The following is a 25,040-nucleotide window of genomic DNA, read 5'->3' as shown; positions in this document are numbered from 1 at the left end:
TGGGTCAGACAGATCTGCCAAGACCAGACAGGTATGCCGTGGTGTCGGTCAGTGAGATGACCTCGGCATACTTCGCCTGCAGGTCGTAGAGGGAGGCATCGTGGACGGCCGGCTCACGGTCCCCCACCGCCTCGCGCACGACCAGGGGGACGAAGCCGTGCTGGAGGGCGTCGACCGCTGTGGCCCGGATGCACCCGCTGGTGCTCACGCCAAGGATCACCACCGTGTCGACGCGCAGGGACTGCAGGGTCGAGGCCAGGCTCGTGCCGAAGAACGCGCTGGCATATTGCTTGATCACCACCGGCTCGCCCGGCAGCGGCGCCACCGCAGGCATCGGCTGCCCCAGCTCGGACTCGCCGATGAGCAGCCGCAGGGCCGGGACCTTGCGCACGAAGACGCCGCCGTCCACGCCGTCCGGCCCATACCGGACGAGGGTGTGCAGCACGGGCACGCCCGCAGCCCGGGCCGCGACCAGCACCTCCGACGCGGCCTGGACGCACCCGTCATCTGGCAGGCAAAACGGACTCTCCGGCTCGAAATAGGCCCGCATCATGTCCACCACGAGCACGGCGGGCCGAGCGCCTGGGGTCAGCGACCCGGCGAATCCATCCGCGAACGGCAGGTCGGTCACAGCGGCTTCGGAGCCGTGGGCGCGGGGAGCCCCGTCTCCTCCAGGGCGTTGGCCAGGATCGTCTCCAGGTCCGGCCCCTTGTCAAAGAGCGGTCGCTCGCCGTCACGTCCGGATCTCACCGTCGCGCGCAGGGCCTCGGTGGCTGCTTCGTCCACCATGCCCGCCTCGTCGCAGACCACGCCATAGCGGCGAGCGCCCTCGGCCGAGATGAGACCGCGCTTGACCTCCAGCGCCACCAGGTCGACGGTGCGCTCGAGCGGGTCGCCCCACCCGCCGCCGCCCCAGGTGACGAAGTGCAGGACATCGTCGCGGGCCACGTCAACGTCGTGGACCTTGCTGGGCAGCACCTCCTTGGTGCCATCGGAGCGCTCGATCCACTTGGTGCCGCGAGCGCCGGGCTCACCGCCGAGCACACCCCAGGGATAGGTCAGCCAGCGGTCGTCATGGATCGCGATGGTGCCTGGCTCCAGGAAGCGATAGGAGACGTCGACCCCGTTGCCACCGCGGTGCAGGCCCGCGCCGCCGGTGTCGGTGACGGTCTCCCAGCGGTCGATGCGCAACGGATAGTAGGACTCGAGGTATTCGCAGGGGATGTTGACGAAGGAGGGCCACAGCGAGTGACCGTCCGGCCCGTCACCGACCGGTCGGCCGGGGATGCCACCGAAGCCGATCGAATAGAGCTGGAACCACTCCCCCTTGCGCTCTCCCTCGGAGTAGTTGCCCGAATACATGAAGTGGGGCGAGGAGGAGAAGCCGGCGCCGTTGAGCAGGTCCGGGTTGGACTGGCCGAGCAGACCGCCGAAGAGGTCGAACAGCCGGCCGATGCCGTGGTTGCGGCCGTTGAGGGCTGCGGGATATTTCGGCTTCCAGAAGGACTCCTCGGGGATGTTGACGTCCACCAGTGGGTAGTAGCCGTCGTTCCACAGGATCTGTGGGTCGGCCACGGTGATCATGTAGATGCCGAAGAACATCCGGATGAGGTTCTCGTTGATGTAGTAGTTGATCGGGCCCTCGGCCTGGGGACTGCTGCCGTCCAGGTCGATCAGCACCTTGTCGCCGGTCCGCGTGATCGTCATCGTGAGCTCGAACGGCCCGTTGCCGCGGCCGTCGTCGTCGATGTAGTCGGTGAAGGAGAGCGGCTTGCCCTCCTCGAAGACCAGCGCCAGCAGCGTCTTCATCGCCCGGTAGTTGCGGTCCAGCAACGCGTCCAGCGCCGAGGTGTAGGTGTCGGCACCGAAGCGCGCGCACATCTCCTGCACCCGGCGCGAGGCGGTGCGGCACGCGGCCACGATCCCGTTGAGGTCGGCGCGGTTCCAGTCGGGCTTGCGGACCTGGTTCAAGATGATGCGCAGCGCGTCATCATCCAGGACGCCCTTCTTGTAGAGCTTGAAGGGCGGGATGACCACGCCCTCCTCAAAGATCGTGCGGGCGTCGGTCGGCATGGACGCCGGTGTCTTGCCACCCACGTCCGACATGTGCCCAAACTGTGAGGCCCACCCGACGATCCGTCCCTCGAAGAAGATCGGCATGACGATCAACCAGTCGTTGGCGTGGCTGATCGCGGCGCCGCACGAGTAGGGGTCGGAGGTCAACAGAACGTCCCCCTCCTCGATGGTGCCATCGAAGTTGTCGAGGAAGTCGGGGATCGAGAGCCCGAACTGACCGACGACCATCTTGCCCTCGGGGTCACCGATCAGCGGGAACTCGTCGTGCTGCTCCCGGATGCCGGGCGACAGGGCGGTGCGGAAGAGCACCTCGTCCATCTCGTAACGGGCGCTGCGCAACCCGTTCTCGATGAGGTCGAGGGTGACGACGTCAACGTCGACCTTGTGGAGAGGCTCAGTCGTGGTCTGGATGAGTTCGGCCATGAGTCAGTCCTTCGATCCGGAGTCGGCAGGGGCATCGATAGGTCGGATGAGCAGGCTGCCGCTGGGGTGCACGGTGGCGGCGTGCCCGGGCAGCACGAGGGTGGTGGAGTCCATCTCGGCGACGACCGCGGGACCGGTCACCACGTTGCCAGCCAGCAGCTTGTGGCGGTCGTAGATGGTCGCCTCGACCTCCTTGCCCTCGACCCACACCTGGTGGGTCCGGCGGGCCGCGGCGGACGGGTCCTCGCCGCCCTCTTCCAGCACGGTGGGGGCCATCTCGGGGCGGGGGCCACTGACCGTTGCCCGCGCGGTCACCAACTCGTGCTCGTTGGTGAGCAGGAAGTTGAACAACCGCTCGTGCTCGGCATCGAAGGCCGTGCGCAGCGCGTCCAGGGCCCCGGCGTCCAGGTCGGCAGCCTCGACGGTGACCGGGATCTCGAAGCCTTGGCCGTGATAGCGCAGATCCACGGCATACGTGACGGTGAGGTCCCCCTCGGAGAGGCCAGCTTCGAGCAACGACGCCCGGGCCGTGTCCGCCAGGCCGTGGAGCATCTCGCTCAGCTCGGTGTCGGTGAGCTCGCCAAACCGGCGGATCAGCGTCTGCACGGCCTCGTCACGCATGCTCGTCGTGGCGTCACCATAGGCCGCGAGCACCCCTGGCGACGGCGGGATGATGACCGGCCAGGCACCGGTGAGGATGCCGAGGGCGTTGGCGTGCAGCGGGCCGGCCCCACCGAAGGCCATGAGAGCGAAGTCTCGGGGGTCAAACCCCTGCTGGGTGGAGACGAGTTTGAGCGCTCCGAAGATGTTTTCGTTGACGATGTCATAGATGCCCTCGGCCGCGGCGTGGACGGACGGCAGCCCGGTCGCGTCGGCGATCGACTTCACGGCGGCATGCGCTGCGTCGACGTCCAGGCTGATCTCTCCGCCGGCCAGCTGGGGCGGCAGATAGCCCAGCACCACATCGGCGTCGGTCACCGTCGGCTCGGTGCCTCCCTTCCCGTATGACGCGGGGCCGGGGGCCGCGCCCGCGGACTGGGGGCCGACGCGCAGCGCCTGGGTCAGCTCGGGGACGTGGGCGATCGAGCCGCCGCCGGCTCCGACGGTGCGCACGTCCAGCGACGTGGCCCGGACGGTGAGGTCACCGACGTTGGTCTCGCGGCCAACGCGTGGCTTGAGCCCCTCGACCAATGCGACATCGGTGGAGGTGCCGCCCATGTCGAAGGTCATGATGTTCTCAAACCCTGCCTGCTCGGCGACCCAGGCGGCGCCGGTGACCCCACCTGCGGGGCCGGAGAGCAGCAGTGAGACGGGGCTGTCGGCAGCGATGGCCGATGAGACCAGTCCGCCATCACTGCGCAGGATGGACAGGTCCGCGTCCAGGCCCGAGCCGTGCAGCTGACGCTCCAGGTTGCCGACATAGCGCGAGACCTGGCCCTGGACATAGGCGTTGGCGACCGTGGTGAGGGTGCGCTCATACTCCCGCAGCTCGGGGAGCACTGCGGAGGACCGGGACACCGGGATGTCCCCCAGCACCTCGGCGGCGATCTCGGCGACCCGCTGCTCGTGCTGGTCGTTGGCATAGGCGTTGATGAAGCTGATGCTGAGCGCCTCGATGCCCTGGTCCCTGAGCTTGGTCAGTTGCGTGCGGACATCGTCCTCGTCCAACTCCAGGACGATCTGCCCGTCGCTGCCGATGCGCTCGGTCACCTCGACGGTGTCCTCCAGCGCGGCCAGCGGCTCCGGCTTGGGCCAGATGATCCAGCCGGCGAGCCCGCCGGGGACAAAGGAGCGAGCAATCTGCAGGATCTGACGGAACCCTCGGGTCGTCACCAGTCCGACGCGAGCCCCCTTCTTCTCCAGGATCGCGTTGGTCGCCACGGTCGTGCCGTGCAGCACCGCCCGGACCTGATCCGTGCCGATCTCGGCGGTGCGGCACACCTGCTCGATCCCCCGCAGCACACCGATCGACTGGTCCTCCGGCGTCGAGGAGGTCTTCCCCCGGAACGACTCACCGGTGTCTTCGTTGATGAGCAGGATGTCAGTGAAAGTGCCGCCGACGTCCACGCCAAGCCGAAATGTCATGGGTCCTCCTGAGGGAGCGCCGCAGCGCCCGGGGTTACGTCCTTGTGTCACGGGTTTCGCTGCGCCCCACGATGGCACGACGGCGATGACCCGTCAAGAGGTCTGCATACAATCCTTCACTTGATGTCCTCATATGGTTGAGAAGTCGCCGTTTATCTGTCACATTGCATGCAAGAACACCCGTGCGGCCCACGCCGGCCAAACACCCAAACCACCGACTCAGGAGCGATGATCGTGACCACACCGTCCGACCCGCAGCCCACTGACCAACCCGACGGCGGCCCCTTGCGTGGACTGCGGGTGGTGGAGGTCGGCCAGCTCCTCGCGGGCCCCTTCTGCGGTCAGCTCCTGGGCGATCTGGGGGCCGACGTGATCAAGATCGAGGACCCCAGCAGAGGTGACCCGTTGCGCCAGTGGGGCAGGCAGCGTCCCCAGGATCAGTCGCTGTGGTGGTCCATCGTGGGGCGCAACAAGAAGTCCGTGACCGTCAACCTGCGCGAGCCGCAGGGCCAGGACATCGCGCGCCAGCTGATCGCCGGTGCGGACATCCTCGTGGAGAACTTCCGTCCCGGCACGCTCGAGCGCTGGGGCATGGGTTATGACTCGCTGCGCGAGCTGAATCCCGGCCTGATCATGGTGCGCGTCTCGGGCTTCGGCCAGGACGGGCCCTATGCCTCGCGGCCGGGCTATGGCGCGATCGGTGAGGCGATGGGTGGGCTGCGTTACGTGGTCGGCGACCCGAGCACCCCGCCGTCTCGGATGGGCATCTCGATCGGTGACACGCTCGCCGCGATGTTCGCCACCATCGGCGCCCTCGCCGCGGTGCGCGAGCGCGAGATCAGCGGCCGCGGACAGGTCGTCGACTCGGCCATCTATGAGGCCGTGCTCGGCGTGATGGAGTCGCTGGTCCCCGAGTGGCAGCTCACGGGCTATCAGCGTGAGCGGACCGGGGCCGTGCTGCCCAACATCGCGCCCAGCAACGTCTATCCGACCAAGGACGGCACCTGGATCCTCATCGCCGCCAACCAGGACACCGTCTTCGCCCGACTCGCTGCGGCGATGGGCCGACCGGAGCTGGCCACCGACGAGCGCTATGCCACCCACGTGGCCCGCGGTGAGCGACAGGTCGAGCTGGACGCGATGGTCGCCGAGTTCACCGCGACGCTCGGCGCCGACGAGCTCGAGGCGCTGCTGATCGAGCACTCCGTGCCGGTCGGCAAGATCTTCCGGCCGGTCGAGATGCTGGCCGACCCCCATTTTGCTGCGCGCGAGTCGATCACCCAGGTCGACCACCCCGTGCTGGGCGAGGTGCAGATGCAAAACGTCTTCCCCCGGCTGTCCCGCACCAGCGGCTCGGTGCGCTGGCCAGGCCCCGAGCTCGGAGCGCACACTCAGGAGGTGCTCGCCGACCTCGGCATCAGCGCCGAGCAAGTGGACGGACTCAGAGAGCAGGGACTCGTATGACGACACTCACCCTCCCCGACACCGTGCGCCTGGTCGAGGTCGGACTGCGCGACGGACTGCAGGCGGTGCCTGCACCACTGCGGACGCAGGACAAGGTTGACCTGGTCAACCGGCTCATCGACGCGGGCGTCACGGAGATCGAGGCCGTGTCCTTCGCCCACCCCAAGGTCCTCCCCCAGCTCGCTGATGCCGCCGAGGTGATGGCTGCGGTGCCCCGCCCCCAGGGCGTGCGCTATCGCGGCCTGGCGCCCAACCTGCGCGGAGCCCAACGCGCCGCCGAGTGCGGCCTCGACGAGGTCGTCGTCGTGATCTCCGCCGACGACGAGGTCAGCCGTCGCAACCAACGGCGCGGCACCGCCGAGCTGCTGGCGGACCTGCCCGAGATCGCCCGCGTCGTCACCTCCTCCGGTGCCCGCCTCGTCGTCGCAGCCGCGTGCTCCTTCTTTGCGCCCGCTCGCGGCGCCGTGCCTCGTGAGGAGCGCGAGCGCGTGGTCGACGCCGCCGTTGACGCCGGCGCGGCCGGGGTCTATCTCGCCCTGACCTCGGGCCAGGAACATCCCGGCGAGGTGTTCACCGGCGTCACCGAGACGCTGGCCCGACACCCCGGCCTCGAGGTGGGCGTGCACCTGCACGACCGCAACGGCTTCGCCCCCGCCAACGCCCTGGCAGCACTCATGGCCGGGGCGAGCTGGCTCGAGGGATCGTTTGCCGGGTTGGGCGGCGACCTGTGGTTCCCGGGCGATCCGACCGTGTTGGGCAACGCCCCCATGGAGGACCTCATCCACCTGTGCGACAGCCTGGGCATCCACACCGGCATCGACCTCAGCGCCTACCTGACTGTGGTAGAACGCAGCGTGGAGTTGACCGGCATTCCGTCCACGTCCTTCGTGACCCGCGGCGGCAGCCGGGCCGACCTGGCCAGCGCATCCTGGCCAGACTGACTGACGGGGTGAGCATGGCGCAGGAACGATCGGGAGAGACCGGCGAGCCCTCCTCGGGCGACGCCTCGGACCGGGTGTATGCCGAGCTGCTCGGGCGGATCTCCGAGGGCGAGTTCGCCGCTGGTGAGCGGCTCTTCGAGCAGGCCCTGGCCCGGGATCTGGGGGTCAGCCGCACGCCGGTGCGTGACGCGCTGAAGCGGCTGGCCGCCGAGGGACTGGTCGACACGACACCCAACAAGGGCGCCCAGGTGGTGTCCTTCACCGCGGAGGACACCGCAGCCCTCTATGAGCTGCGAGCGCAGTTCGAGCCCGTGGCCTGCCGCCTCGCCGTGCCACGACTGCGCGAGGAGGACCTGGCCGAGCTCGAGGACCTCAACACGCGCATGCAGGAGATCGTCGATCAGGGCCGCGACCCGGCCGAGCTCACTGCCCTGAACAACGCCTTCCACACGGTCTTCGTCGAGCGCTGCGGCAACCGACACCTGGCCATCGCGCTGCAAGCGCTCTTCCGCCCGGCCATCGTGACCCGGACCTTCAGCCAATACGCTCCCCGCTCCCTCGAGCGCTCGATGCAGGCGCACCAGCAACTGGTCGAGGCTGCTCGGGCACGAGACGGCGAGTGGGCCGAGTCCGTGATGCGCTCACACATCCTGTCCACGCGCCATGCCACCGGCGCGTCAGACACCGTCTCGGAGGGTTGCCGTCAGGCCACGGACGAGGAAGCATAAGAGCATGCCGACACTCACCGATCACGCCGCGGAGCACCGGGTCAGCCGGGCCGAGTTCGAGGCGCTGCGCGAGGCGCAACGAGACGGCAGTCGCTATGAGTTGCTGGCCGGTGAGGTCCTGGTGACCCCGTCCCCCAGCTTCCTGCACCAATGCGCCTCGGGCGGCCAGACCTGCTGATTGCCCCGCGAGCCAGTTTCACGGACGCCGAGCTGCCCGTGGCTCCACTGCTTGCGGTCGAGATCCTCTCCCCCTCGACGTGGCGTCGTGACCTGGGCAGCAAGCGCGATGCCTATGCGGCTGCAGGCGTCCGGCACTACTGGGTTATCGCGCCGAACACGCCGTCGATCACGGTCTATGAGCTGGGCGAGGACGGCGCCTTTCGCGAGGAAGCGCACCTCACGGACGACCAGACCCGGACGGTCAGAGCGCCGGTGGAGGTCACGCTCTGCCCGGCTGATCTCGTGCGCTGAGCAACTGCGCGCGGCGCCGCTCCAGGTGGTCGCGGTCGACAGGATCGGTGGTCAGGGACACGGCCTTGGCATAGGCCGCGTCGGCCTCGGTCACGCGGTCCAGGCGCTCCAGCAGGTGAGCTCGGGTGGCCCAGGCAGGTTGAAACCGGGCGTCCGGCTCGATCAGCTCCTCCAGGAGAGACAGCCCAGCCGCCGGACCATCAACCTCGGCGGCAACGGCCGCCAGTGCCGTGCTGCTGCCCAGGCTCGGGGCCAGCGCATGCAGGCTGCGGTGCAACTCCAGGAGTGAGTCCCAGTCGGTCTGGCCACTCTCTCGGCGAGCGCAGTGCACGGCCTGGATCGCGGCCTCGAGGCCAAACCGGCCCAGGACCCGACTGGCATGCGCGGCGCGCAGGTGCGCGTGACCGCGTGCGATCAGGTCGGCGTCCCACCGCGTCGGGTCCTGCTCCCCCAGCGGCACCAGGTGTCCCTGACCATCGACGCGCGCAGGCGCACGTGCGCTTGACATGCAGATCAGCGCAGCCAGCCCGTGCACCTCACCATCGCGGGGCAGCAACCCGGCCAGCGTCTCGGCCAGGTGCAACGCCTCGCCGGCCATCGCGGGGCGCTCCTCGCGACCGCCGATGGGCCAGTCGATGGCGTGCGCGCCATAGACCGCCTCCAGCACGTGCGTCAGCCGCCCTGGCAACGCGCTGCGGTCGGGGATCACGAACGGGATCCGAGCGTCCTTGATGCGCCGCTTGGCCCGCACCAGCCGCGCCGCCAGCGTCTTCGGTGGCACGGCCATAGCGCCACCGATCTGGGCGGCGGTGAAGCCGAGCACCGTGTTGAGCATCAGCGGCGTCCGCGCGGCATGGTCGATCGCGGGGTGCGCACAGACCAGCATCAGCTCCAGGCGCCGGTCCCCCACCGCGTCGGGGTCGATGTCGTCCAGGTGCAGCACGTCGTGCCTGGCCGGGTCGAGCGGCACCCCGGTGCGGGTCGCCGCCGACTTCCAGTGGTCCTTGAGCCGGTTGCGGGCGACCGTGAGCAGCCATCCCTCGGGACTGCGGGGTATGCCGTCAGTCGGCCACGTCTTCAAGGCTCGCTCGAAGGCGTCGGCCAGGGCATCCTCCGCAGCGGGGATGTCGCCTGAGGCGGCGGCCAGCAGGGCCAGCAGTCGGCCGTACCCGTCCCGGGCCGCCCGCGCTGCCTCCGCTTGAGCGGCCTCCGACCGGACCACCTCGGAAGGAGGCGGTCCGGTCGGGTGACCACTCGGCATACTCAGGATCCTTGTCTCAGGTCCAGGCCCCGTTGATGTAGGACGTGGCCGCCGGCCGCACCTCCACCGCCCCGTAGGTCGCCCCCGGGCACTTCTCCGCCCAGGCCAGCGCAGCGTCCAGGTCCGGCACGTCGATCACGATCACCCCGGCCAGGGCCTCCTTGGTCTCCGCGAACGGGCCGTCCTGCACCTGCAGAGCGCCCTCGCGCACCGTCACCGTGCTGGACGCGTGCTGCTGCTCCAGCACCTCGGCGGCGACGAGCACCCCAGCGCTCTCCAGCGCCCGGCCATAGGCACCGAACGCCTCCTGCATCGCGGTGATGGCGTCCGGGTCGATCTCGCCCTGACCCGGCTCCCGGCTGTGCAGCAGTAGTGCGTAACGCATGTCGTCTCCTTCGTTGTCACCAGTGTCACCGCGGTTGCGGCTCACAAGGTAGACGATCGACGACGAGCCGAATCGACAGGCTGGCTGACTGCACGTGATCTGATCGGTCACAGCGGCCCCAGCACGTCGTGCGGGTCGGCATTCAGGGCGAGGGTGTCGAGCACGGAGAGGAGTTGGCGCTCCTCATAGCCGAAGTGGCTCTTCATGATCGCGGCGATGCCCTCGAGGTGCTGGTCGATCTCAGAGCGGGGTGCCGCTCGTTCCGTGGCGGTCTGCAGGCCGCCGACCAGGTGGTCGATCATCGAGTGGTCCTGCGACAGATAGCGCAGGGTGTCGGCCAACTCGGGATGAGCCGCGGCGATCGCCGGGAACAGCAGCCGCTCCTCGCCGACGTGGTGCTCGGTCAGCGCCACGCAGAATCCGTGGCAATACAGCAGCAGATCCCGGGTGGCAGCTTCCGCTGGCTCCCCGTCGTCCAGCGCGGCTCGGGTCGCGCGCAAAGCGTCGCGCAGGCGAGCGTGCACGCTGCGCAGTTCATGGCTCCAGGCGATCAGCCTGGCGTTCTCGCCCTCAGTCACGAGAGGGCGAAGGGAACGACAGATTCATGTCGTGCTCCTTCGGTTCGGCGCCTCCATGTCTGACACTGTCTGCCATCGACACGCGACGCTGCGCCGACCATACATGAGGTCATCTGCGCATGAAACGAAATTTGTGCCGGCGGCTCACGCCCGATCAGTCCAGGATCTCGACCGCCCCAGGGCCCGCGACTCTCTAACAGAGTTGCGTTTTTGGTGTTTTGCGTAGAATCGCCGCGTGGAGAACGACACGCTCTTGAAGACCGGCGAGGTGGCTGACCTGCTCGGCGTCTCGCGTCAACATGTCGTCGATCTGTGCAACCGCGGTGACCTGCCCAGTGTCAAGATCGGCACGCACCGCCGGGTTCGCCGCGCTGATGTGGAAGAGATCCTCCAAGCACACACGCTGACCTACGAGCAACGCAAGCAGTTGTGGTTGCACCAGGCGCTGTTGACTCACCTGTTGACGAAACCCGACGCGACCATGAGCCTGGCCCGAAAGAACATCCGGCGCTGGTCCTCCATGCACCGCCCAGACGGCAAAGCAAACGACTATCTGCGCGAGTGGGAGAAAGTCCTCGACGACGGACTGGAGCGGACCGTGGAGACCGTGTTGAGTTCGAGCCTGAGGTCGTGCGAACTGCGCCAGAACTCTCCATTCGCGGGTGTTCTCAGCCAGACCGAACGGATGGCTGCACTCACTTCCTTCCGTGCGACCCACGACTGGAGCGCAGCGTGAACAGGCAGCAGTTGGCGCGCCCACTCCGCGCGGCCTGTTGGATCACCCAGGATCCGCAGGTTCGGGTCTTCATTCGCACAACCGATGATTCGCAGCCCTGATCAGTCCAGGATCTCGACGGTTCCGCTCGTGCCGTCCAGGCGGATGCGCTGACCGTCAGAGATCAATGTGGTCGCGTGGTCCACGCCGACAACGGCTGGCAGGCCATACTCCCGCGCCACAACAGCGCCGTGGGTCATCATGCCGCCGGCCTGCGTCACCAGCCCGGCAATAGACACGAACGCCGGCGTCCAGCTCGGGTCGGTGAAGGCGGTGACGAGGATGTCGCCCTCCTCAAGATCTGCGGAGGCCAGGTCCGCGACGACACGTGCCCGCCCCTCGACGACGCCGGAGGACACGGCGAGCCCGAGGAGAGCACCGGCAGGTGCATCCTCCCGGCGCCAGGCACCCAGCAGAGCCTCCCCCTCGGACGTCAACACCCGCGGCGGCGTCAGCAACTCAAAACCTGCAAAGGCCCCAGCCCTGGCGTCGATGAGTTCCCAGTCGGCTTGCTGCGTCTCCACGACGACGCGGAGCTCCTCGAAGGACAGCCAGAAGATGTCCGAAGCCTCTTGCAGCACACCAGCATCCACCAACCGCGCGGCCTCCGCCAGCAGCGCCTTCTTCCACGCGAAATAGCGGCTGACCATCCCATACTTCGGATACTCCCGATAGCCCACAAAAGCCCGCAGCCGCTCGATCATCGCCGCGGTCTCCACGGCCTTCGCCTCCCCGTCGGGGAGTGAGCGCAATCGGCTGAGCAGCTCCTCGACATACGCCTGCGCCTGGGCTCGCCCCTCCTCAAACCGCCGGGCGCCCTCCCCCGGCTCCGCGTGATCAATGTGCCCGAGCAGCACGGGCAGCAGCGCGCTCGGCTGCTCGCTCCAGCGGGGCCGCGTGATGTCGATCTCACCGACGCACCGCATGCCATAGTTCTCCAGATAACCCCCGATCGCCTCCCGCGCCTCGTCCCCACCAGGCAGGCCCGCCAACCCGTCGAGGAAGTCATCGGAGTCGGTGTCCCGCAGGAACTCCACCACAGGGCGGTGCGGGCGGATCACGTCAGCGACGTCGAGCAGCGCGAGCCCCATCTCCGCGGTGACATTGTGCGGCGCCGACAGCGACAGGGTGCCGGCCGCGTTCCCCTCGCCCAGCCACTCGCGCAGGTGCTCGTTGAGCCAGTCAGCCGCCTCCATCGCGGCGTTGATCACCGGCATGCTCCGCTGCCCGAACAGCAGCCGCCGCAGCTCCTGGAGGTCCTCGAGGATGGCGTCGAACAGCTCCGGTCCACCCACCTGCCGTATGCCGTCGCGCAGCTCGCGCACGGACGTCTCGTTCTCCTCGATCAGGTTCGCCGCAATCGCCGGGTCGGTCGCCGGAGGATCCGGGGTGGCACCGGGGCGTGGGCTGGGTGGCGCTCCAGCGGGAGCAGACTCCTGCGCCAACGGGACGAAGCCGCGATCGAGCACCGTGCGCAGGGCATCAGCCATCAACGGATCGGAGTCGCCCATCAGCCGCACGATGCCGGCGCGGCTGACAGGGTCGACCAGCCGAGGCGTGACGTCCACGAAGAGTCGCCCACCGGCCAGAACCACGGGCGCCGGGCTGGTCAACTGCCAGATCGAAAGACCCAGCGGCCTCATCGCGTCGGTCATCATCTGCTGGTGCCCGACCGACAGATAGACGTGCGGCTCGTTGTCCGCGCGCTCCGGCACCGGAAAGAGCGTCGTGATCGCCCGGCTCTGCACGACCGACACCGCGTCGCCGGCCAGGCACCACTCGATGTCCTGGGGACGCCCAAAGTGCTCCTCGATGCGGTGGCCGACCCGCTCCAGCGCCAGGACCTGCGACTCGGTCAGCACAGACTCCGTCCGCCCAGAGCCCTCCCCGACAGGGCCGTCCCCCACCGGACCGTCCCCAGCAGAGCCCCTCCGCACGCTGGCCTCGACGACACCGTCACGCACCACATAACTGTCCGGCGTCACCTGCCCGGAGACCAGCGACTCCCCCAGTCCGGCGACCGCCTCGATGACGGTGACCGTCCGGCGCGAGGTGACGGGGTCCGCCGTGAACAGCACCCCGGCCGCGTCGGCGGGCACCATCTGCTGCACGACGACACCCATGCGGACGGCGCGATGGTCGAACCCGTGCTGGTGTCGGTAGGCCACTGCCCGCTCGGTGAACAGCGAGGCCCAGCACTGCCGGATCGCGGCAAGGACCGACTCAAGTCCGGTCACGTTCAGAATCGAGTCATGCTGTCCCGCAAAGGAGGCGGTCGGCAGGTCCTCCGCTGTGGCGCTGGACCGCACGGCGTAGGCCGCCCGCTCACCCGACCCCGTCCGCACACCCAACCCCTCCAGAACATCGTGGACCTGAGCCGCCAGATCATCTGGGACAGTGGCCCGCTCGATGAGGTCCCGCACCTGCGAGCTCAGTCGCCGAGTGCCCTCGGTGTCATCAAGGGGCAGAGCAGTGAGTTGGTCGAGTCGGTCGGTCAGTCCTGATGTCGCGGTCAGGACTCCAGCGAAAGCCTCTGTGGTGACGCAGAAGCCCGGCGGCACCTCGATGCTCTCGATCCGCGACAGCTCTCCCAGCTGAGCGCCCTTGCCCCCGACTAACGCGATCTGGCTCTGATCGACGTCCTCGAGCCCGATGACCATGGTCGTCATGTGCACCCCTCCCGCGTGTGGCCCCGCGCGAGCCACGGGTCCAGCGCGAGCCACGTTACGCGCTCATCCGGGCATGCCTGTGGGCCCGGCCGTGGTGGCCGGGCTTCGGGGCAGGGTGCTCACACGTGCCAGGTCACGACAGACCCGGACACGGTCGCCATCAGGTCTTTCTGGTGCACGAGCGTGTGATGTCGTGGACAGAGTAGGACCAGGACAGCGATGTCCGTGTTGCCGTCACGACACCACCACACCAGGTGATGCGAATCGCACCAAGTCCCCGGGATCGAACACCCCGGATACGTACATTTCTGGTCCCTGACCAGCAACGACTTGAACTGCCCCGGCGTCGCCAGTCGGACCGTCCGACCGAGGTTCAGCGGCTCGCCATACTCCCCCAGCGCGATCGGTGTCACGTCCCCGATACACGCGAACCGCCCCACCTGCTGGGCATCCAGCACCTGACCCAACGCCGTCACCCCAGCCCCCACCGGCTTGCCCGTCGCCGGGTCCGCCTTCACCGTGATCATCACCGACGCCCGACCACTGCTCGGCGGTGCACCAGGGTTGGACAGGCCACGGTTAATCACCATCACCAACGCGTCATACGCCCGCTGCGACCAGGACCGGTGATCCAACGCCCCATCCTGCTCCGGCTCCGGCGCCGCCAACGGCCCGTTGAGCACTCCTTCGAGCAACGCGGCGTCCCCTTGGGGTGCGTCGATCGTGAACCGGGTCATGCCCTTGGCCAACGGGCGGCGAGTCACCCGCCGCAACGTCTGCGCGGTCCGCTCACGCTCCTCTTTCGGCTTCTCATCCAGCAGGCGCTGGAGCAACTCCTGGCACACGACCTCCAGGTCCCTGTCGCTGATCTCCTCGTTCGCGGCCGCGTTGATCGCGATCTGCGCGTACTCCTGCTGCTCGGCCAACCCCAGGCTCGGCACCAACCGGGTGATCGTCTTCGCGACCTTCGCCCCCCGATACACCGCGACCTCCCCAGCAGCCACCCGCCCCACCAGTGGCTTGCCCCAACTCCTCTCCCCCGCCAACACCACCGTGCGAATCTGCCCGGCGTCGGTCACCGACAGCCACGGGCAGCGCACCCGCAACCAATCCACCAAGGACAGCCCGACCGCCATATGCAACCCGCGCGTGTAAGCCTCCGCCGCCAACGCGACGACCACCCCGTCCGCCCTCGCCCGCAACTCCCCAGCCACCTCCAACGCGTCGATGACGCCCGGGTCGAAAACCGACACCAACTCTGCTGGCCCCAAACCCCCAGCACGCCCGACCCCGCCCACAGCGGTCGCCAACCCGTCCGAGAGGACCTCCGCCGCCGACACCGCCCCCTGCTCGACCAGCAACGCGTCGACCTCAGTGACCCGATCCCAATACTGGACACACCCCGGATCCGCCTCCGGACCGTGGGCACCCCACCCGCCCCCAGCATCCGCCGCAGCAATCAACATCTCCGCGAACTCCGCCTCCACCGCCACATCCCAGGCACCACCAACACGATCGAGGACCTCATCCCCAACCGTCGCCGTCGTGCCTGTCTGCTTCATACAAACGATCTAAACACCCACCACTGACAGAGCACCTGACCAGCACAAACGCCATTTGACACCCGATCCGATGGCGCCGATCAAGCCTTCGAGGACCACTCGCACGCAGGCCCCGACCGCGCCGCCGACCACCACGGCACCGCCTGACGACGACACTGCGACCCGACTGCACTTTCTTGGGGAAATATTTACCCGCGCACCCTTGCCGCGCCACATTCGCTGGCAATAGGCTCACATTTACTTGGGGAAATCTTGACTGTCTCGTGAGTTCCGCGTGACAGCCCATATGACCGAGGAGCCAGCTCCATGCGTCCGCCTGCCACTGCACCCCTGCCCGGAGACAACAGAACCCGCAGGGCGGCTGGCGGAGTCCTGCACCGCCTCAGACGAGGCTGGGCGATCCTGCTGTCGCTCGCGCTCGTCACGGCCCTGCTCAGCTCGGCACCGGCAACAGCTGCCGCGTCGACCAGTCAGGCGCCGATCGCCGACGCGGGCGCAGACCAGAACACTCTGATCGGGCAGAGCGTGACGCTGGACGGCACCGGCTCGTCAGATCCGGACGGCGACGAGCTCTCGCACACCTGGACGCTGGCCGGCCCGCAGCCCGGCAACTACACCCAGTCGCTGGACGACTCCTCCTCTGCCACACCGTCATTCACGCCGGCACTGGTCGGCAACTACACCGCGACCCTGGTCGTCTCGGACGGCACCACGGACTCCGTGGCCGACACCGTCACCATCACTGTCGGCGACGGCATCGAGGTCGACTGGACCTGCGAGGGCTTCACCGTCACGGCCCCCGTCCGGATCACCCGCATCACGGTCGCCCAGGGCGAGGAGCAGAGCCGGCACATTCCGAGGGCCAGCACCTGGACCCTGGACGACACCCCGGGCATCACCTCGATCTGGGTCAGCGTGCCGGGCAACGACAGTGGTGAGGGCCTGGGCCTGGGCACTCGTTTCGACGCGCCGGCGGAGTCCCCGTGCGCGCCGGTCAACGAGCCCCCGGTCGCCAACGCCGGACCGGACCAGGACGCCACCACCGGCGACACCGTCACCCTCGACGGCACCGCCTCCACCGACCCCGACGGCGACCAACTGACGTATGCCTGGACGCTCACCTCTCCCAACGGATCCACCGCCACACTGAGCGACGCCACCGCAGCCCAGCCCAGCGTCATACCGGATCTGCCCGGCGACTATGCCGCCTCCCTGGTGGTCAACGACGGCACCACCGACTCCCCCGCCGACACCACCACGATCACCGTCACCCCACCCGCCAACCAGGCACCCGTCGCCGACGCGCAGGTCGTCAGCGTCACCGACCGCGTCGTGCAACTGGACGGCACGGGCTCCGCAGACCCGGACGGCGACGATCTCACCTATGCCTGGGCCCTGACCGGCCCCGACGGGTCCACCGCAGCTCTCGATGACGCCGCCTCCACCCAGCCCTCGTTCACGGCCGATGTCACCGGCAACTACACCGCCACCCTGATCGTCAACGACGGCACCGACAACTCCCCCGCGGCGTCGGTCGAGGTGAGCATCGCCAATCAGGCACCCGTCGCCGACGCCGGACCGGACCAGGACGCCACCACCGGCGACACCGTCACCCTCGACGGCACCGCCTCCACCGACCCCGACGGCGACAACCTGACGTATGCCTGGACGCTCACCTCTCCCAACGGATCCACCGCCACCCTGAGCGACGCCACCGCAGGCCAGCCAAGCGTCATACCGGATCTGCCCGGCGACTATGTCGCCTCCCTGACGGTCAACGACGGCACCACCGACTCCCCCGCCGACACCGTCACCATCACGGTCCAGGAGCCTGCGAACCAAGTCCCTGTCGCCGACGCCGGCCCGGACGCGCCCGCCGCGGTCGGTGACGCTGTCAACCTCGACGGGACTGGGTCGACCGACCCCGACGGTGACGAACTGACGTATGCCTGGACGCTCACCACCCCCGACGGCTCGACGGCCGAGCTGGACTCCTCCACGACAGCGCAGCCCGGCTTCGTGGCGGACGTCGCGGGGACCTACTCCGCGATCCTGACGGTCAACGACGGCACCACAGACTCCCCCGCCGACACCGTCACCATCACCATCACCCACCGTCCCGTCGCCGACGCGGGAGGGGACCAAGCCGTCATCGCAGGTGCAACGGTCACCCTGGACGGCACCGGCTCCACCGACCCCGACGGCGACACCCTCACCTACGCCTGGTCCCTGACCGACCCGGACGGGTCGGGCGTCGAACTCAGCGACCCACAGGCGGCCGAGCCGACCTTCACCGCCACCGAGGTCGGTGACTACACCGCCACCCTCACCGTCACTGACGGCCAGTGGACCTCCACACCGGACACCATCACCATCACCGCGAGTCCCAACCAGGCGCCCGTCGCCGCCATCCAGTTGTATCGCGACGCAGCCGTCGGCCAGACGATGATCCTGAGCAGCAACGGCTCCTACGACCCTGACACCGGCAATTCATGGACGCTGACCTACCAGTGGACCCTCGAGGCGCCCGACGGCTCAGACGCCTCCCTCGACTACGCCGAGGGATACCTGACGAGATTCACGGCTGATGTCCCGGGGACCTACACCGCAACGCTTGTCGTCAACGACGGCTTCGAGGACTCACCGCCTGCGACCTACACCACGACGATTGGGCACCGTCCCGTCGCGGACGCTGGCCCCGGAACGTCCGGGGTCACCGGTGAGCCCGTCCTGCTTGACGGCACCAACTCCACGGACGAAGACGGGGATGACCTCACGTTCAGGTGGACCCTGGCCCATCCCTCCGGGTCCGAGTCCCAGATGAAGGACCCCACGTCACCGACGCCACGATTCACTCCCGACATCCCTGGCGACTACCTGGTCTCCCTCGCCGTTGACGATGGCCGCTACAGCTCAGGCACCTCCAAATTCATCACAGTCACCGATCCGGTCAATCAGGCGCCGGTCGCCGACGCCGGACCGGATCAGACCGCGCTGGCCGGGGATGTCATCACCCTGGACGGCAGCGGATCCACCGACCCCGACGGTGACGAGTTCACGTATGCCTGGACGCTCACCCCACCAGACGGCTCCACCGCAGAGCTTGATGACCCGACAGGCGAGCAGCCGGGCTTCGTCGCGGATGTGGCAGGGACCTACACCGCCTCCCTGATCGCCAACGACGGCATCGCCGACTCCCCCGCAGACACCACGACCATCACCGTCGTGGCGCCGAACCAGGCACCGGTCGCCAAACTCGACCTGGTCACGGATGGCGCGATTGGTGAGCGCCTCCTCCTGGTCGGCTATTACTCCACTGACCCCGACGGCGACGACCTGACCTATACCTGGGACTTCCAGACCCCGGACGGCTCGAGCGCCACGCTCGAAAACCCGATCGCCTCAACGGCCAGATTCGTGCCCGATGTGGCTGGCGACTACTCCCTCACTCTGGTCGTCAACGACGGTCACACCGACTCGGTGCCCGCAACCATCACCCGGACGATCGGGCACCGACCCGTCGCTGTTGCCGGGCCCGACCGGTCGGCAGTGGCCGGTGACAGCGTCAAGCTCGACGGCACCGCCTCAAGCGACGGCGATGGTGACGACCTCAGTTATGACTGGCTCTTCTTGCCCCCGGACGGATCCAACGCGGCCCTGGACGACCCCACGTCCGCAACACCCAGCTTCACTCCCGACATCGCAGGCACCTACCGGATCCGCCTCGTGGTCCACGACGGTCGATACGGGTCCCATTGGGACTGGCTGTTCATCACGGTGACGAACCCTCCCAACGAGGCGCCGGTCGCCGACGCGGGCACGGACCAGACCGCGATGGCCTGGGATTTCATCACCCTGGACGGCACCGGCTCCACCGACCCCGACGGTGACGAGCTGACGTATGCCTGGGCGCTCACCCCGCCAGAGAACTCCACCGCCGCGCTTGACGACCCCACTGCTGCGCAACCGAGCTTCACCGCCTACGACAGCGGCACCTACACAGCAACCCTGACCGTCACTGACCAGTGGGGCGCAACATCGGCAACGGACACCGTCACGATCACTGTCCTGGCAGAGTTTTGGGTCTACGACGTCACGGTGGGCAAGGATCTTCAGGTGAACCCGGGGTGGATGTTCAACGGCAGTCTGCCCGAGCCGGTGGACGTCACGGTCACCATCGAAGATGAGTCCATCGCGGTCGTCTCCCCGGATCGACACACCGTCGGGACCGACACGCTCACCCTGGAGGTCGACGCAGGCTTCGGCGCTGACCTGATGGACATGCGGATCCAGGGGCTCGCTGCGGGCAGCACCACGGCGACCGTCACCGCCACGGGCTATCCCGACAGCACGATCGAGATCACCGTCGTGCCGGACATCGGGTTCAGCTTCGGCACGGACGACTTCGTCATCGACGAGTCCGCTGAGAACCTCAACGTCTGGGTCGACCTGCACCCGCTGGACGCGGACGGCAACATACTTCACCGGCAGGGCCTGCGTGCAGGCCTCGACCCCGTCACCATCTCGCTGACCAACAGCGATGACACGGTCGGCACCCTCACGGAGTCGTCCGTCGTGTTCGGCGCCGACGAGAGCAACGGCACCACGCAGTTCGACCCGGCGAGCGCCGGCAGCACGCAGATCAGTTTCACCCAGCCGGACGGGTTCACCGAGCCCGCTGACGGTCGCTCCAGCATCACCGCGACCGTCGCCAAGCCCGAGATCAAGCTCGGCGGCATCACGACAGGCACGGATCTGATGCAGTTTGCTCCGCTCACACTGGTCCCGGCACCAACGGAGCCGGTCGACGTGACGTTGACGGTCGACGACCCGTCCATCGCAGTCCTTTCGCAGTCCGGCTTCGACGAAGGCTCCACGACGATCGTCCTGGACGACCGGCGGTCCCCGGAGACGACCTATGCCGTCCACGGCATCGCCGCAGGAACCACCACCGTGACCGCCTCCGCACCCGGCTATCCCGATGCCACCGCCACGATGACGGTGAACGGCGCGGGACTCCACCTGGTGCTCGGAGACTTCACCACTGCGGCCAACTCACCGACCTCGATCATCTATCTCACCCCCTACGCCCTGGACTCCTCCGGCGGTCTCCTGGAGGCCCAGAGCCTGCGGCCGGGCGCTAGTCACACCGTCCACTTGAACAACAGCAACGAAACAGTCGGGACACTCACCGAGGACGAGTTCCACTTCACGGGTGGCACCGGGCGGCTCACCACCTTCTTCGCTCCGGCTGCGGTGGGGACGTCCACTCTCAGCTTCGTCCAGCCCGAGGGATTCACCGATCCCACCAACGGACGCAGCAGCGTCACTGCGACGGTGGTGGAGCCGCAGATCCTGGTCAGCGACGTCACGGTGGGTGTGGGTCAGGTGTCCGCGGCCACGGCCCGGTTCGTTGAGGCGCCGACCGATCCGACGCGGCTCGGTGTCTGGTTGGACGGCAGCATCTTCCCGGACGGAGACGTCCTCGCCCTGCTCTCCCACAGCCCAGATGGCCCGTGGGTGGGCTCGATCGACTTCCAGGACGTGGCCGACACCAGCGAGCACACCTTCTATGTCCAAGGCGTCGCCGAGGGCACCGCACCACTCAAGGCCGAGGGCCGTCCGTTCCTCACCGCCCAGTCCCAGCTCACCGTGCTCCCGGCTGGTCCTGCGCTCACCGGACTCAGTGTGGGCACCCTGCATCCCGACCGCATCGTCTTCGCCCTGAGCCGCCGCGAGCTGCCGGTCGGCGTCAGAGCAACATCCTCCGACGTCTAACGAGTCACCGAGCCAGTCTCTGACAGCGAGTTCAACTGCAGGACAAGGCCGTATGCCGTGTGGCTGGCTTGCGCAGCCACCTCCCCTCACCAGATCACGCGAGGGCGTCCCACTCCTGACGCTCGGCAACGTACTGCTCCCAGCGCTCGGGCTCCTCGCGCAACAACTGATAATCCTGGCTCATGCCACGCAGGAACTCCTGCCGCTCGAGTGCGTCGATCGCCGCGTGCACGACATCAATAACAGGCGTCTGGCGTGCCTTGGCCAGTGAGTTCAGCCGTTGGGAGTCTGGGCGGCGAACGCGGACTGTGGTCGTGTCGGGGGAAGCCATACGTCCAGTGTCGACGAAATGTAGACACGATGCGCCGTAGCTTCAGCCTGAGATCCAGACCGTCATCTGCTCCTGATAGCCCGCGAGCGCTTCGGGTCCGTTGTCGCGTCCCCAGAATCCGGACTGTCGCAGCCCTCCAAAGGGAGTTGCAACGGTGCCCTCGCTGTAGCCATTGACCGCCAGCGTCCCAACACGGATCTGATCGGCCCACCACTTCGCCTGCCCAATGTCTTCGCACCACACTGTCGACGCCAGCCCGTAGGGCTCGTCGTTCACCAGGCGCACGGCATCCTCTCGGGTAGCCGCTCGGATGATCTGCGTGACCGGTCCAAAGATTTCGCCGGTGCCGAGTTGAGCCTCCACAGGGACGTTCTCCAGGATGGTCGGAGCGATGTAGTAGCCGACTTCAGGGAGCTCCTGCGGCGACTGCCACAGCGTCGCCCCGGATCCGGCGGCTTCGTCGATCCACTCGATGATGCGCTGGTGTGCCTCCTTGTTGATCACCGGGCCCATCCCGGTCACCGGGCTCATCGGGTCGCCGACAGTGATGCCAGCGGCTGCGTCCTGCACTGCGGCACGGAAGCGTTGGAAGTCCTCGTCCGACCCAACAAACACCAGTCGCGAGGAGGCAGTGCAGTTCTGACCGCTCACGCCGAAGGCTGCGCCGACGGCATCCTGCGCCACGGTGTCCAGGTGGACGGTGTGTTCCCCATCGACGATGTAGGCAGCGCGGCCGCCCAACTCGAGCGAGACCTTCTTCAGGTTCGACCGGGCTGAGTATTCCAGGAACATCCGCCCGACCTCCCCGGATCCAGTGAAAGTCAGCATGTCGACATCGGGGTGGAGCCCCAGCGCGGATCCCGTCCCCGGCCCGTCTCCTGCCACGACGTTGAGGATGCCATCCGGGAGCCCCGCCTGAGTGGCCAACTCAGCAAAGAGCAGCGCGCTGAGAGTGGAGTCTTCGGACGGCTTCAGCACGAGCGCGTTGCCGGCGGCCAAGGCCGGCGCGACCTTCCAACAGAGCATCGCGATCGGGAAGTTCCACGGCAGGACTCCGCCGACCACACCGACGGGGATGCCACGCACCCAACCCCACCCAGAGCGTTCGTCGAGAAACCTTCCCTCATCCCGCCCGACCAGGTCGGCGAAGAATCGCAGGTTGGCCACGACGTCGGGCACATCCCCGTCGAGCATGTCGGTGACGAGCTTTCCTGCCTCGATCGAGTCGAGGTAGGCGATGGCATCGGCATGCTCCGCAACGAGATCGGCCATCGTGCGCAGAGTGCTGGCCCGCAACTCCTTGTCGGTGCTCCACTCCGTCTCAATGAAGGCGCGGCGGGCGACGTCAACGACGTCATTGACCTGGGCGGCCGACGCACTGGTGAGTTGCCCGATCTCCTTCTCCGTCGCAGGATTGACCAGGGACAGGCTTGTGCCCTCACCGACGACGAATTTGCCACCGACGTATATGCCTAGGTCACCACTGGTGATCTTCTGCTGGAACGAATGGCCTGTCTCACTCATGTTCACTCCTCAAGGTTGGCTGGGTCATGGTGCTCCTAGCTGCACGCACAGGAATGGGCGTCGCCGTGTTCACCCGCGCCGCTGCTCGCGCAGTGGGACGTCTGCGCAGGCGGGACGTCGAGCGAGGGGTTGCGATCGAAGAAACCGAACGGAGTGAGCTGGAAGCCAGCACGCTCCACAGGCATGATCGGCCAGTCCTCGAGCCTCGGCACATGGGTGATGCCGAAGACGTGCCAGAGGGTGACATCGGTCGAGTCGAGTGACCGGCCCTGAGCCGTCCAGGCGGGCAGTCCCTCACCTTCACCGCTCTGGAACGGATAGTCGCCCGCGGGGTAGCGCTCATCGGAGTCGGTCGCGGTTACCCAGGTGTCCGCATACATGAACCCCGCCCGCTTGCCGATGCTCGAGGTCGGTTCTGCCACCGGGATCACGGGACTCTTGGGGACCAATTTGTAGGCAACGGGCTGCCCCATCTTGTTGAGCTTCTGTGGATTCACGACCTTCCAGGTCCTGGCAGTGGCAGGGTTGATATACCGTCTGCTCTCTCCTTCGTCACGCACCTGGACAACCTTCTCGACGAAGGATCCGCCATAGGGGTTCAGCGGCCCCCGCTCGGGCGCGACCGCATCCACCTCGTAGACACTGTTGTGCGTTCCGTCAAGGTCGAGGTCGAGCCTCGCGCAGAAGACGTGCTGATGGTGCGGCGCGATCAGGCCTGGTTGTATGGCAGTTCCGAAGATCGCCTCCTGATCTGCGTGGTCGGCCAGGGTCAGCACGATGCCCGTGAACTTCACCTCGAACTCGATGCCACCGTCCTGGTAGAAGTACCAGTAGTAGGCGTACTCGTAGTTGTCGATGGTGTAAATGGACGAGACGACGAATCGGCGGCCACGGCGCACTTCGACGCTGCCGTCGGTGTCGGTGTGCTTCCAGAGGATCCCGGTGTCTTCTTCGTGGATGCAGATGGCGTTGCCGATCGTGCGCACCTCTCCGAGGTTGTCAACATACGAAGCATCGATGTAGTGGATCTCGCCCAGACAGTCACAGCCCAGGGTGAGCGAGTTGGTGTTGATGCCCATGAAGATCTCACCCGCGTCGAAGGCGTTCTTGCGATACGAGCCCGGACTGGGGTCGGCGTAGGGGATGACGAGCTCCGCCATCGAGAGGCGGTGCGCTATCGTGCGCTCGGTCCCGCCGTCGTCGTATCGGACGTCGTGGATGAGCAGGCCCTCGCGTGGGCAGAAGCCGACTCGCATGTGCCAGTTCTGCCAGCGCAGAAGATGACCCTCGGCGGTGAAGCCAGCCCCCTGCGGCTGCGTAATCTCGAGCGGCGCGACATGACGAGCGGGCTCCAGAACGTCGGCTCGGTAGTCCCCCGGCTCCTGCGGCACCGGGATGCTGTCGTGCTCTTCGATCTCAAGCAGTTCGAGAGTGTCGAGGTCGATCACCGCATAGAGCCCATGAATCGGGTGGGCATATGGGTTGCCCGTCGGAGTCTTGCGCTCCCAGCAGGGGGTGTAGACGACACGACGACCGGCAAAGCGATCCGGCAACAGGCCGCCGAAGGGCCAGGCCTCGAGATGGATCTCGCTGCTCTCGCTGAGGCCACGCTCGCGCAGTCCCTCCACGAACGCCGAACTGGAGCGCGCGACCTCAAGGGCAGCATCGACCTGTGCGACGAGCATCGGAGCACTCGCTCCCGGAACAAGTTCCCAGCCGACCAACGCATCCTGCGAGAGGTCAAGGCGCGCCTCAAAGAGCTCACGGCTGCCTTGTCGCCAGAGCGTGACCCTCGCGCAACGACCAGGCACACCCGCCACCAGCTCTTCCTTGCGGGGCTCCTCGAGCGAGACGTTGACGAAGAGATCGGACGGCAGTGACTCCTCGTGGGCTCGCACGATTTCGACGGCTCGCGCCAGTTCTACACGACTCAAGGGATCGAGCGGGTGAGGGGCGACCTCGTGTGGGTGAGGCATTCTCCAGGTTCTC

18 protein-coding genes are annotated in these 25,040 nt (G+C 67.5%); 7 read left to right on the top strand and 11 right to left on the bottom strand.

Translation table 11 applies throughout. The annotated features are described in order from the left end of the window. Nucleotides 1-4 precede the first annotated feature (4 nt). The 3 genes from NF556_RS07695 to NF556_RS07685 are packed head-to-tail and all read right to left on the bottom strand — an operon-like array spanning nucleotide 5 to nucleotide 4,584. Nucleotides 5-631: an isochorismatase family protein gene (locus NF556_RS07695; RefSeq protein ID WP_252595037.1), complete on the bottom strand. Its 627-nt coding sequence runs from the start codon at nucleotides 629-631 to the stop codon at nucleotides 5-7. Then, the gene (locus tag NF556_RS07690; RefSeq protein WP_252595036.1) at nucleotides 628-2,499 is read right to left on the bottom strand and encodes a hydantoinase B/oxoprolinase family protein; all 1,872 of its coding nucleotides are present in this window, start codon (nucleotides 2,497-2,499) and stop codon (nucleotides 628-630) included. Before NF556_RS07690 ends, NF556_RS07695 begins: the two co-directional genes overlap by 4 nt. A gap of 3 nt (nucleotides 2,500-2,502) precedes the next feature. Further along, nucleotides 2,503-4,584, bottom strand: coding sequence for a hydantoinase/oxoprolinase family protein (locus NF556_RS07685; RefSeq protein ID WP_252595035.1), 2,082 nt, complete (start codon nucleotides 4,582-4,584; stop codon nucleotides 2,503-2,505). A gap of 234 nt (nucleotides 4,585-4,818) precedes the next feature. Here NF556_RS07685 and NF556_RS07680 point away from each other — a divergent pair, with 234 nt between their 5' ends. Genes NF556_RS07680 through NF556_RS07660 form a run of 5 tightly spaced genes read left to right on the top strand, consistent with a single transcriptional unit; the run spans nucleotide 4,819 to nucleotide 8,188 of the window. Continuing rightward, nucleotides 4,819-6,048, top strand: coding sequence for a CaiB/BaiF CoA transferase family protein (locus NF556_RS07680; protein WP_252595034.1), 1,230 nt, complete (start codon nucleotides 4,819-4,821; stop codon nucleotides 6,046-6,048). Continuing rightward, nucleotides 6,045-6,989, top strand: a complete 945-nt coding sequence (locus NF556_RS07675; RefSeq protein ID WP_252595033.1) for a beta/alpha barrel domain-containing protein — start codon at nucleotides 6,045-6,047, stop codon at nucleotides 6,987-6,989. The genes NF556_RS07680 and NF556_RS07675 overlap by 4 nt, the downstream gene beginning before the upstream one ends. A gap of 14 nt (nucleotides 6,990-7,003) precedes the next feature. Next, nucleotides 7,004-7,717 (top strand): GntR family transcriptional regulator, encoded by a 714-nt coding sequence (locus tag NF556_RS07670; protein ID WP_252595032.1) that lies wholly within the window; start codon nucleotides 7,004-7,006, stop codon nucleotides 7,715-7,717. A gap of 4 nt (nucleotides 7,718-7,721) precedes the next feature. Beyond that, complete coding sequence (locus NF556_RS07665) at nucleotides 7,722-7,895, top strand: hypothetical protein (RefSeq protein WP_252595031.1); 174 nt, start codon at nucleotides 7,722-7,724, stop codon at nucleotides 7,893-7,895. Further along, nucleotides 7,868-8,188 (top strand): Uma2 family endonuclease, encoded by a 321-nt coding sequence (locus tag NF556_RS07660; protein WP_252595030.1) that lies wholly within the window; start codon nucleotides 7,868-7,870, stop codon nucleotides 8,186-8,188. The genes NF556_RS07665 and NF556_RS07660 overlap by 28 nt, the downstream gene beginning before the upstream one ends. Here the strand turns inward: NF556_RS07660 and NF556_RS07655 are convergent. The 3 genes from NF556_RS07655 to NF556_RS07645 all read right to left on the bottom strand — a co-directional run bounded on the left by NF556_RS07655 (nucleotide 8,157) and on the right by NF556_RS07645 (nucleotide 10,412). Then, complete coding sequence (locus tag NF556_RS07655; protein ID WP_252595029.1) at nucleotides 8,157-9,410, bottom strand: RNA polymerase sigma factor; 1,254 nt, start codon at nucleotides 9,408-9,410, stop codon at nucleotides 8,157-8,159. The genes NF556_RS07660 and NF556_RS07655 overlap by 32 nt on opposite strands. Nucleotides 9,411-9,465: 55 nt before the next feature. Beyond that, the gene (locus NF556_RS07650; RefSeq protein ID WP_252595028.1) at nucleotides 9,466-9,834 is read right to left on the bottom strand and encodes a YciI family protein; all 369 of its coding nucleotides are present in this window, start codon (nucleotides 9,832-9,834) and stop codon (nucleotides 9,466-9,468) included. A 107-nt stretch (nucleotides 9,835-9,941) separates the two neighbouring features. Next, nucleotides 9,942-10,412, bottom strand: coding sequence for a hemerythrin domain-containing protein (locus NF556_RS07645; protein ID WP_252595027.1), 471 nt, complete (start codon nucleotides 10,410-10,412; stop codon nucleotides 9,942-9,944). 235 nt (nucleotides 10,413-10,647) lie between these two features. Here NF556_RS07645 and NF556_RS07640 point away from each other — a divergent pair, with 235 nt between their 5' ends. After that, nucleotides 10,648-11,148 carry a helix-turn-helix domain-containing protein gene (locus tag NF556_RS07640; RefSeq protein WP_252595026.1) on the top strand — a complete coding sequence of 167 codons (501 nt, stop codon included), beginning with the start codon at nucleotides 10,648-10,650 and terminating at the stop codon, nucleotides 11,146-11,148. A gap of 101 nt (nucleotides 11,149-11,249) precedes the next feature. Here NF556_RS07640 and rph read toward each other — a convergent pair whose 3' ends face one another. Further along, entirely contained in the window at nucleotides 11,250-13,856 is a 2,607-nt protein-coding gene (gene rph / locus NF556_RS07635) for a rifamycin-inactivating phosphotransferase (RefSeq protein WP_252595025.1), read from the bottom strand. A 119-nt stretch (nucleotides 13,857-13,975) separates the two neighbouring features. After that, nucleotides 13,976-15,418 carry an HNH endonuclease signature motif containing protein gene (locus NF556_RS07630; RefSeq protein ID WP_252595024.1) on the bottom strand — a complete coding sequence of 481 codons (1,443 nt, stop codon included), beginning with the start codon at nucleotides 15,416-15,418 and terminating at the stop codon, nucleotides 13,976-13,978. Between the two features lie 306 nt (nucleotides 15,419-15,724). Between NF556_RS07630 and NF556_RS07620 the strand changes: the two genes are divergently transcribed. Further along, nucleotides 15,725-21,196, top strand: coding sequence for a PKD domain-containing protein (locus NF556_RS07620; RefSeq protein WP_289781779.1), 5,472 nt, complete (start codon nucleotides 15,725-15,727; stop codon nucleotides 21,194-21,196). Nucleotides 21,197-21,290: 94 nt separating this feature from the next. Here the strand turns inward: NF556_RS07620 and NF556_RS07615 are convergent, their stop codons facing one another. From NF556_RS07615 to NF556_RS07605, 3 genes are read right to left on the bottom strand one after another with little or no spacing between them, the layout of a single operon-like run. Next, nucleotides 21,291-21,527, bottom strand: coding sequence for a hypothetical protein (locus NF556_RS07615; RefSeq protein WP_252595023.1), 237 nt, complete (start codon nucleotides 21,525-21,527; stop codon nucleotides 21,291-21,293). Between the two features lie 42 nt (nucleotides 21,528-21,569). Further along, the gene (locus tag NF556_RS07610; RefSeq protein WP_252595022.1) at nucleotides 21,570-23,051 is read right to left on the bottom strand and encodes an aldehyde dehydrogenase family protein; all 1,482 of its coding nucleotides are present in this window, start codon (nucleotides 23,049-23,051) and stop codon (nucleotides 21,570-21,572) included. 35 nt (nucleotides 23,052-23,086) lie between these two features. After that, nucleotides 23,087-25,027, bottom strand: coding sequence for a primary-amine oxidase (locus NF556_RS07605; RefSeq protein WP_256829884.1), 1,941 nt, complete (start codon nucleotides 25,025-25,027; stop codon nucleotides 23,087-23,089). Nucleotides 25,028-25,040: the final 13 nt, after the last annotated feature.

This window comes from Ornithinimicrobium faecis (assembly GCF_023923225.1).
In the GTDB taxonomy this organism is placed as follows: domain Bacteria; phylum Actinomycetota; class Actinomycetes; order Actinomycetales; family Dermatophilaceae; genus Ornithinicoccus; species Ornithinicoccus faecis.
Note: the sequence above shows the minus strand (reverse complement) of the source record. Positions and strands in the feature narration are given on the sequence as shown.

What these genes read in the sequence shown, in the direction of transcription:
- NF556_RS07690 (WP_252595036.1), bottom strand. Translation starts at nt 2,499, where the DNA reads ATGGCCGAACTCATCCAGACCACGACTGAGCCTCTCCACAAGGTCGAC.
- NF556_RS07685 (WP_252595035.1), bottom strand. Translation starts at nt 4,584, where the DNA reads ATGACATTTCGGCTTGGCGTGGACGTCGGCGGCACTTTCACTGACATC.
- NF556_RS07675 (WP_252595033.1), top strand. Translation starts at nt 6,045, where the DNA reads ATGACGACACTCACCCTCCCCGACACCGTGCGCCTGGTCGAGGTCGGA.
- NF556_RS07670 (WP_252595032.1), top strand. Translation starts at nt 7,004, where the DNA reads ATGGCGCAGGAACGATCGGGAGAGACCGGCGAGCCCTCCTCGGGCGAC.
- NF556_RS07665 (WP_252595031.1), top strand. Translation starts at nt 7,722, where the DNA reads ATGCCGACACTCACCGATCACGCCGCGGAGCACCGGGTCAGCCGGGCC.
- NF556_RS07660 (WP_252595030.1), top strand. Translation starts at nt 7,868, where the DNA reads ATGCGCCTCGGGCGGCCAGACCTGCTGATTGCCCCGCGAGCCAGTTTC.
- NF556_RS07650 (WP_252595028.1), bottom strand. Translation starts at nt 9,834, where the DNA reads ATGCGTTACGCACTACTGCTGCACAGCCGGGAGCCGGGTCAGGGCGAG.
- rph (WP_252595025.1), bottom strand. Translation starts at nt 13,856, where the DNA reads ATGACGACCATGGTCATCGGGCTCGAGGACGTCGATCAGAGCCAGATC.
- NF556_RS07630 (WP_252595024.1), bottom strand. Translation starts at nt 15,418, where the DNA reads ATGAAGCAGACAGGCACGACGGCGACGGTTGGGGATGAGGTCCTCGAT.
- NF556_RS07620 (WP_289781779.1), top strand. Translation starts at nt 15,725, where the DNA reads ATGCGTCCGCCTGCCACTGCACCCCTGCCCGGAGACAACAGAACCCGC.
- NF556_RS07615 (WP_252595023.1), bottom strand. Translation starts at nt 21,527, where the DNA reads ATGGCTTCCCCCGACACGACCACAGTCCGCGTTCGCCGCCCAGACTCC.
- NF556_RS07610 (WP_252595022.1), bottom strand. Translation starts at nt 23,051, where the DNA reads ATGAGTGAGACAGGCCATTCGTTCCAGCAGAAGATCACCAGTGGTGAC.
- NF556_RS07605 (WP_256829884.1), bottom strand. Translation starts at nt 25,027, where the DNA reads ATGCCTCACCCACACGAGGTCGCCCCTCACCCGCTCGATCCCTTGAGT.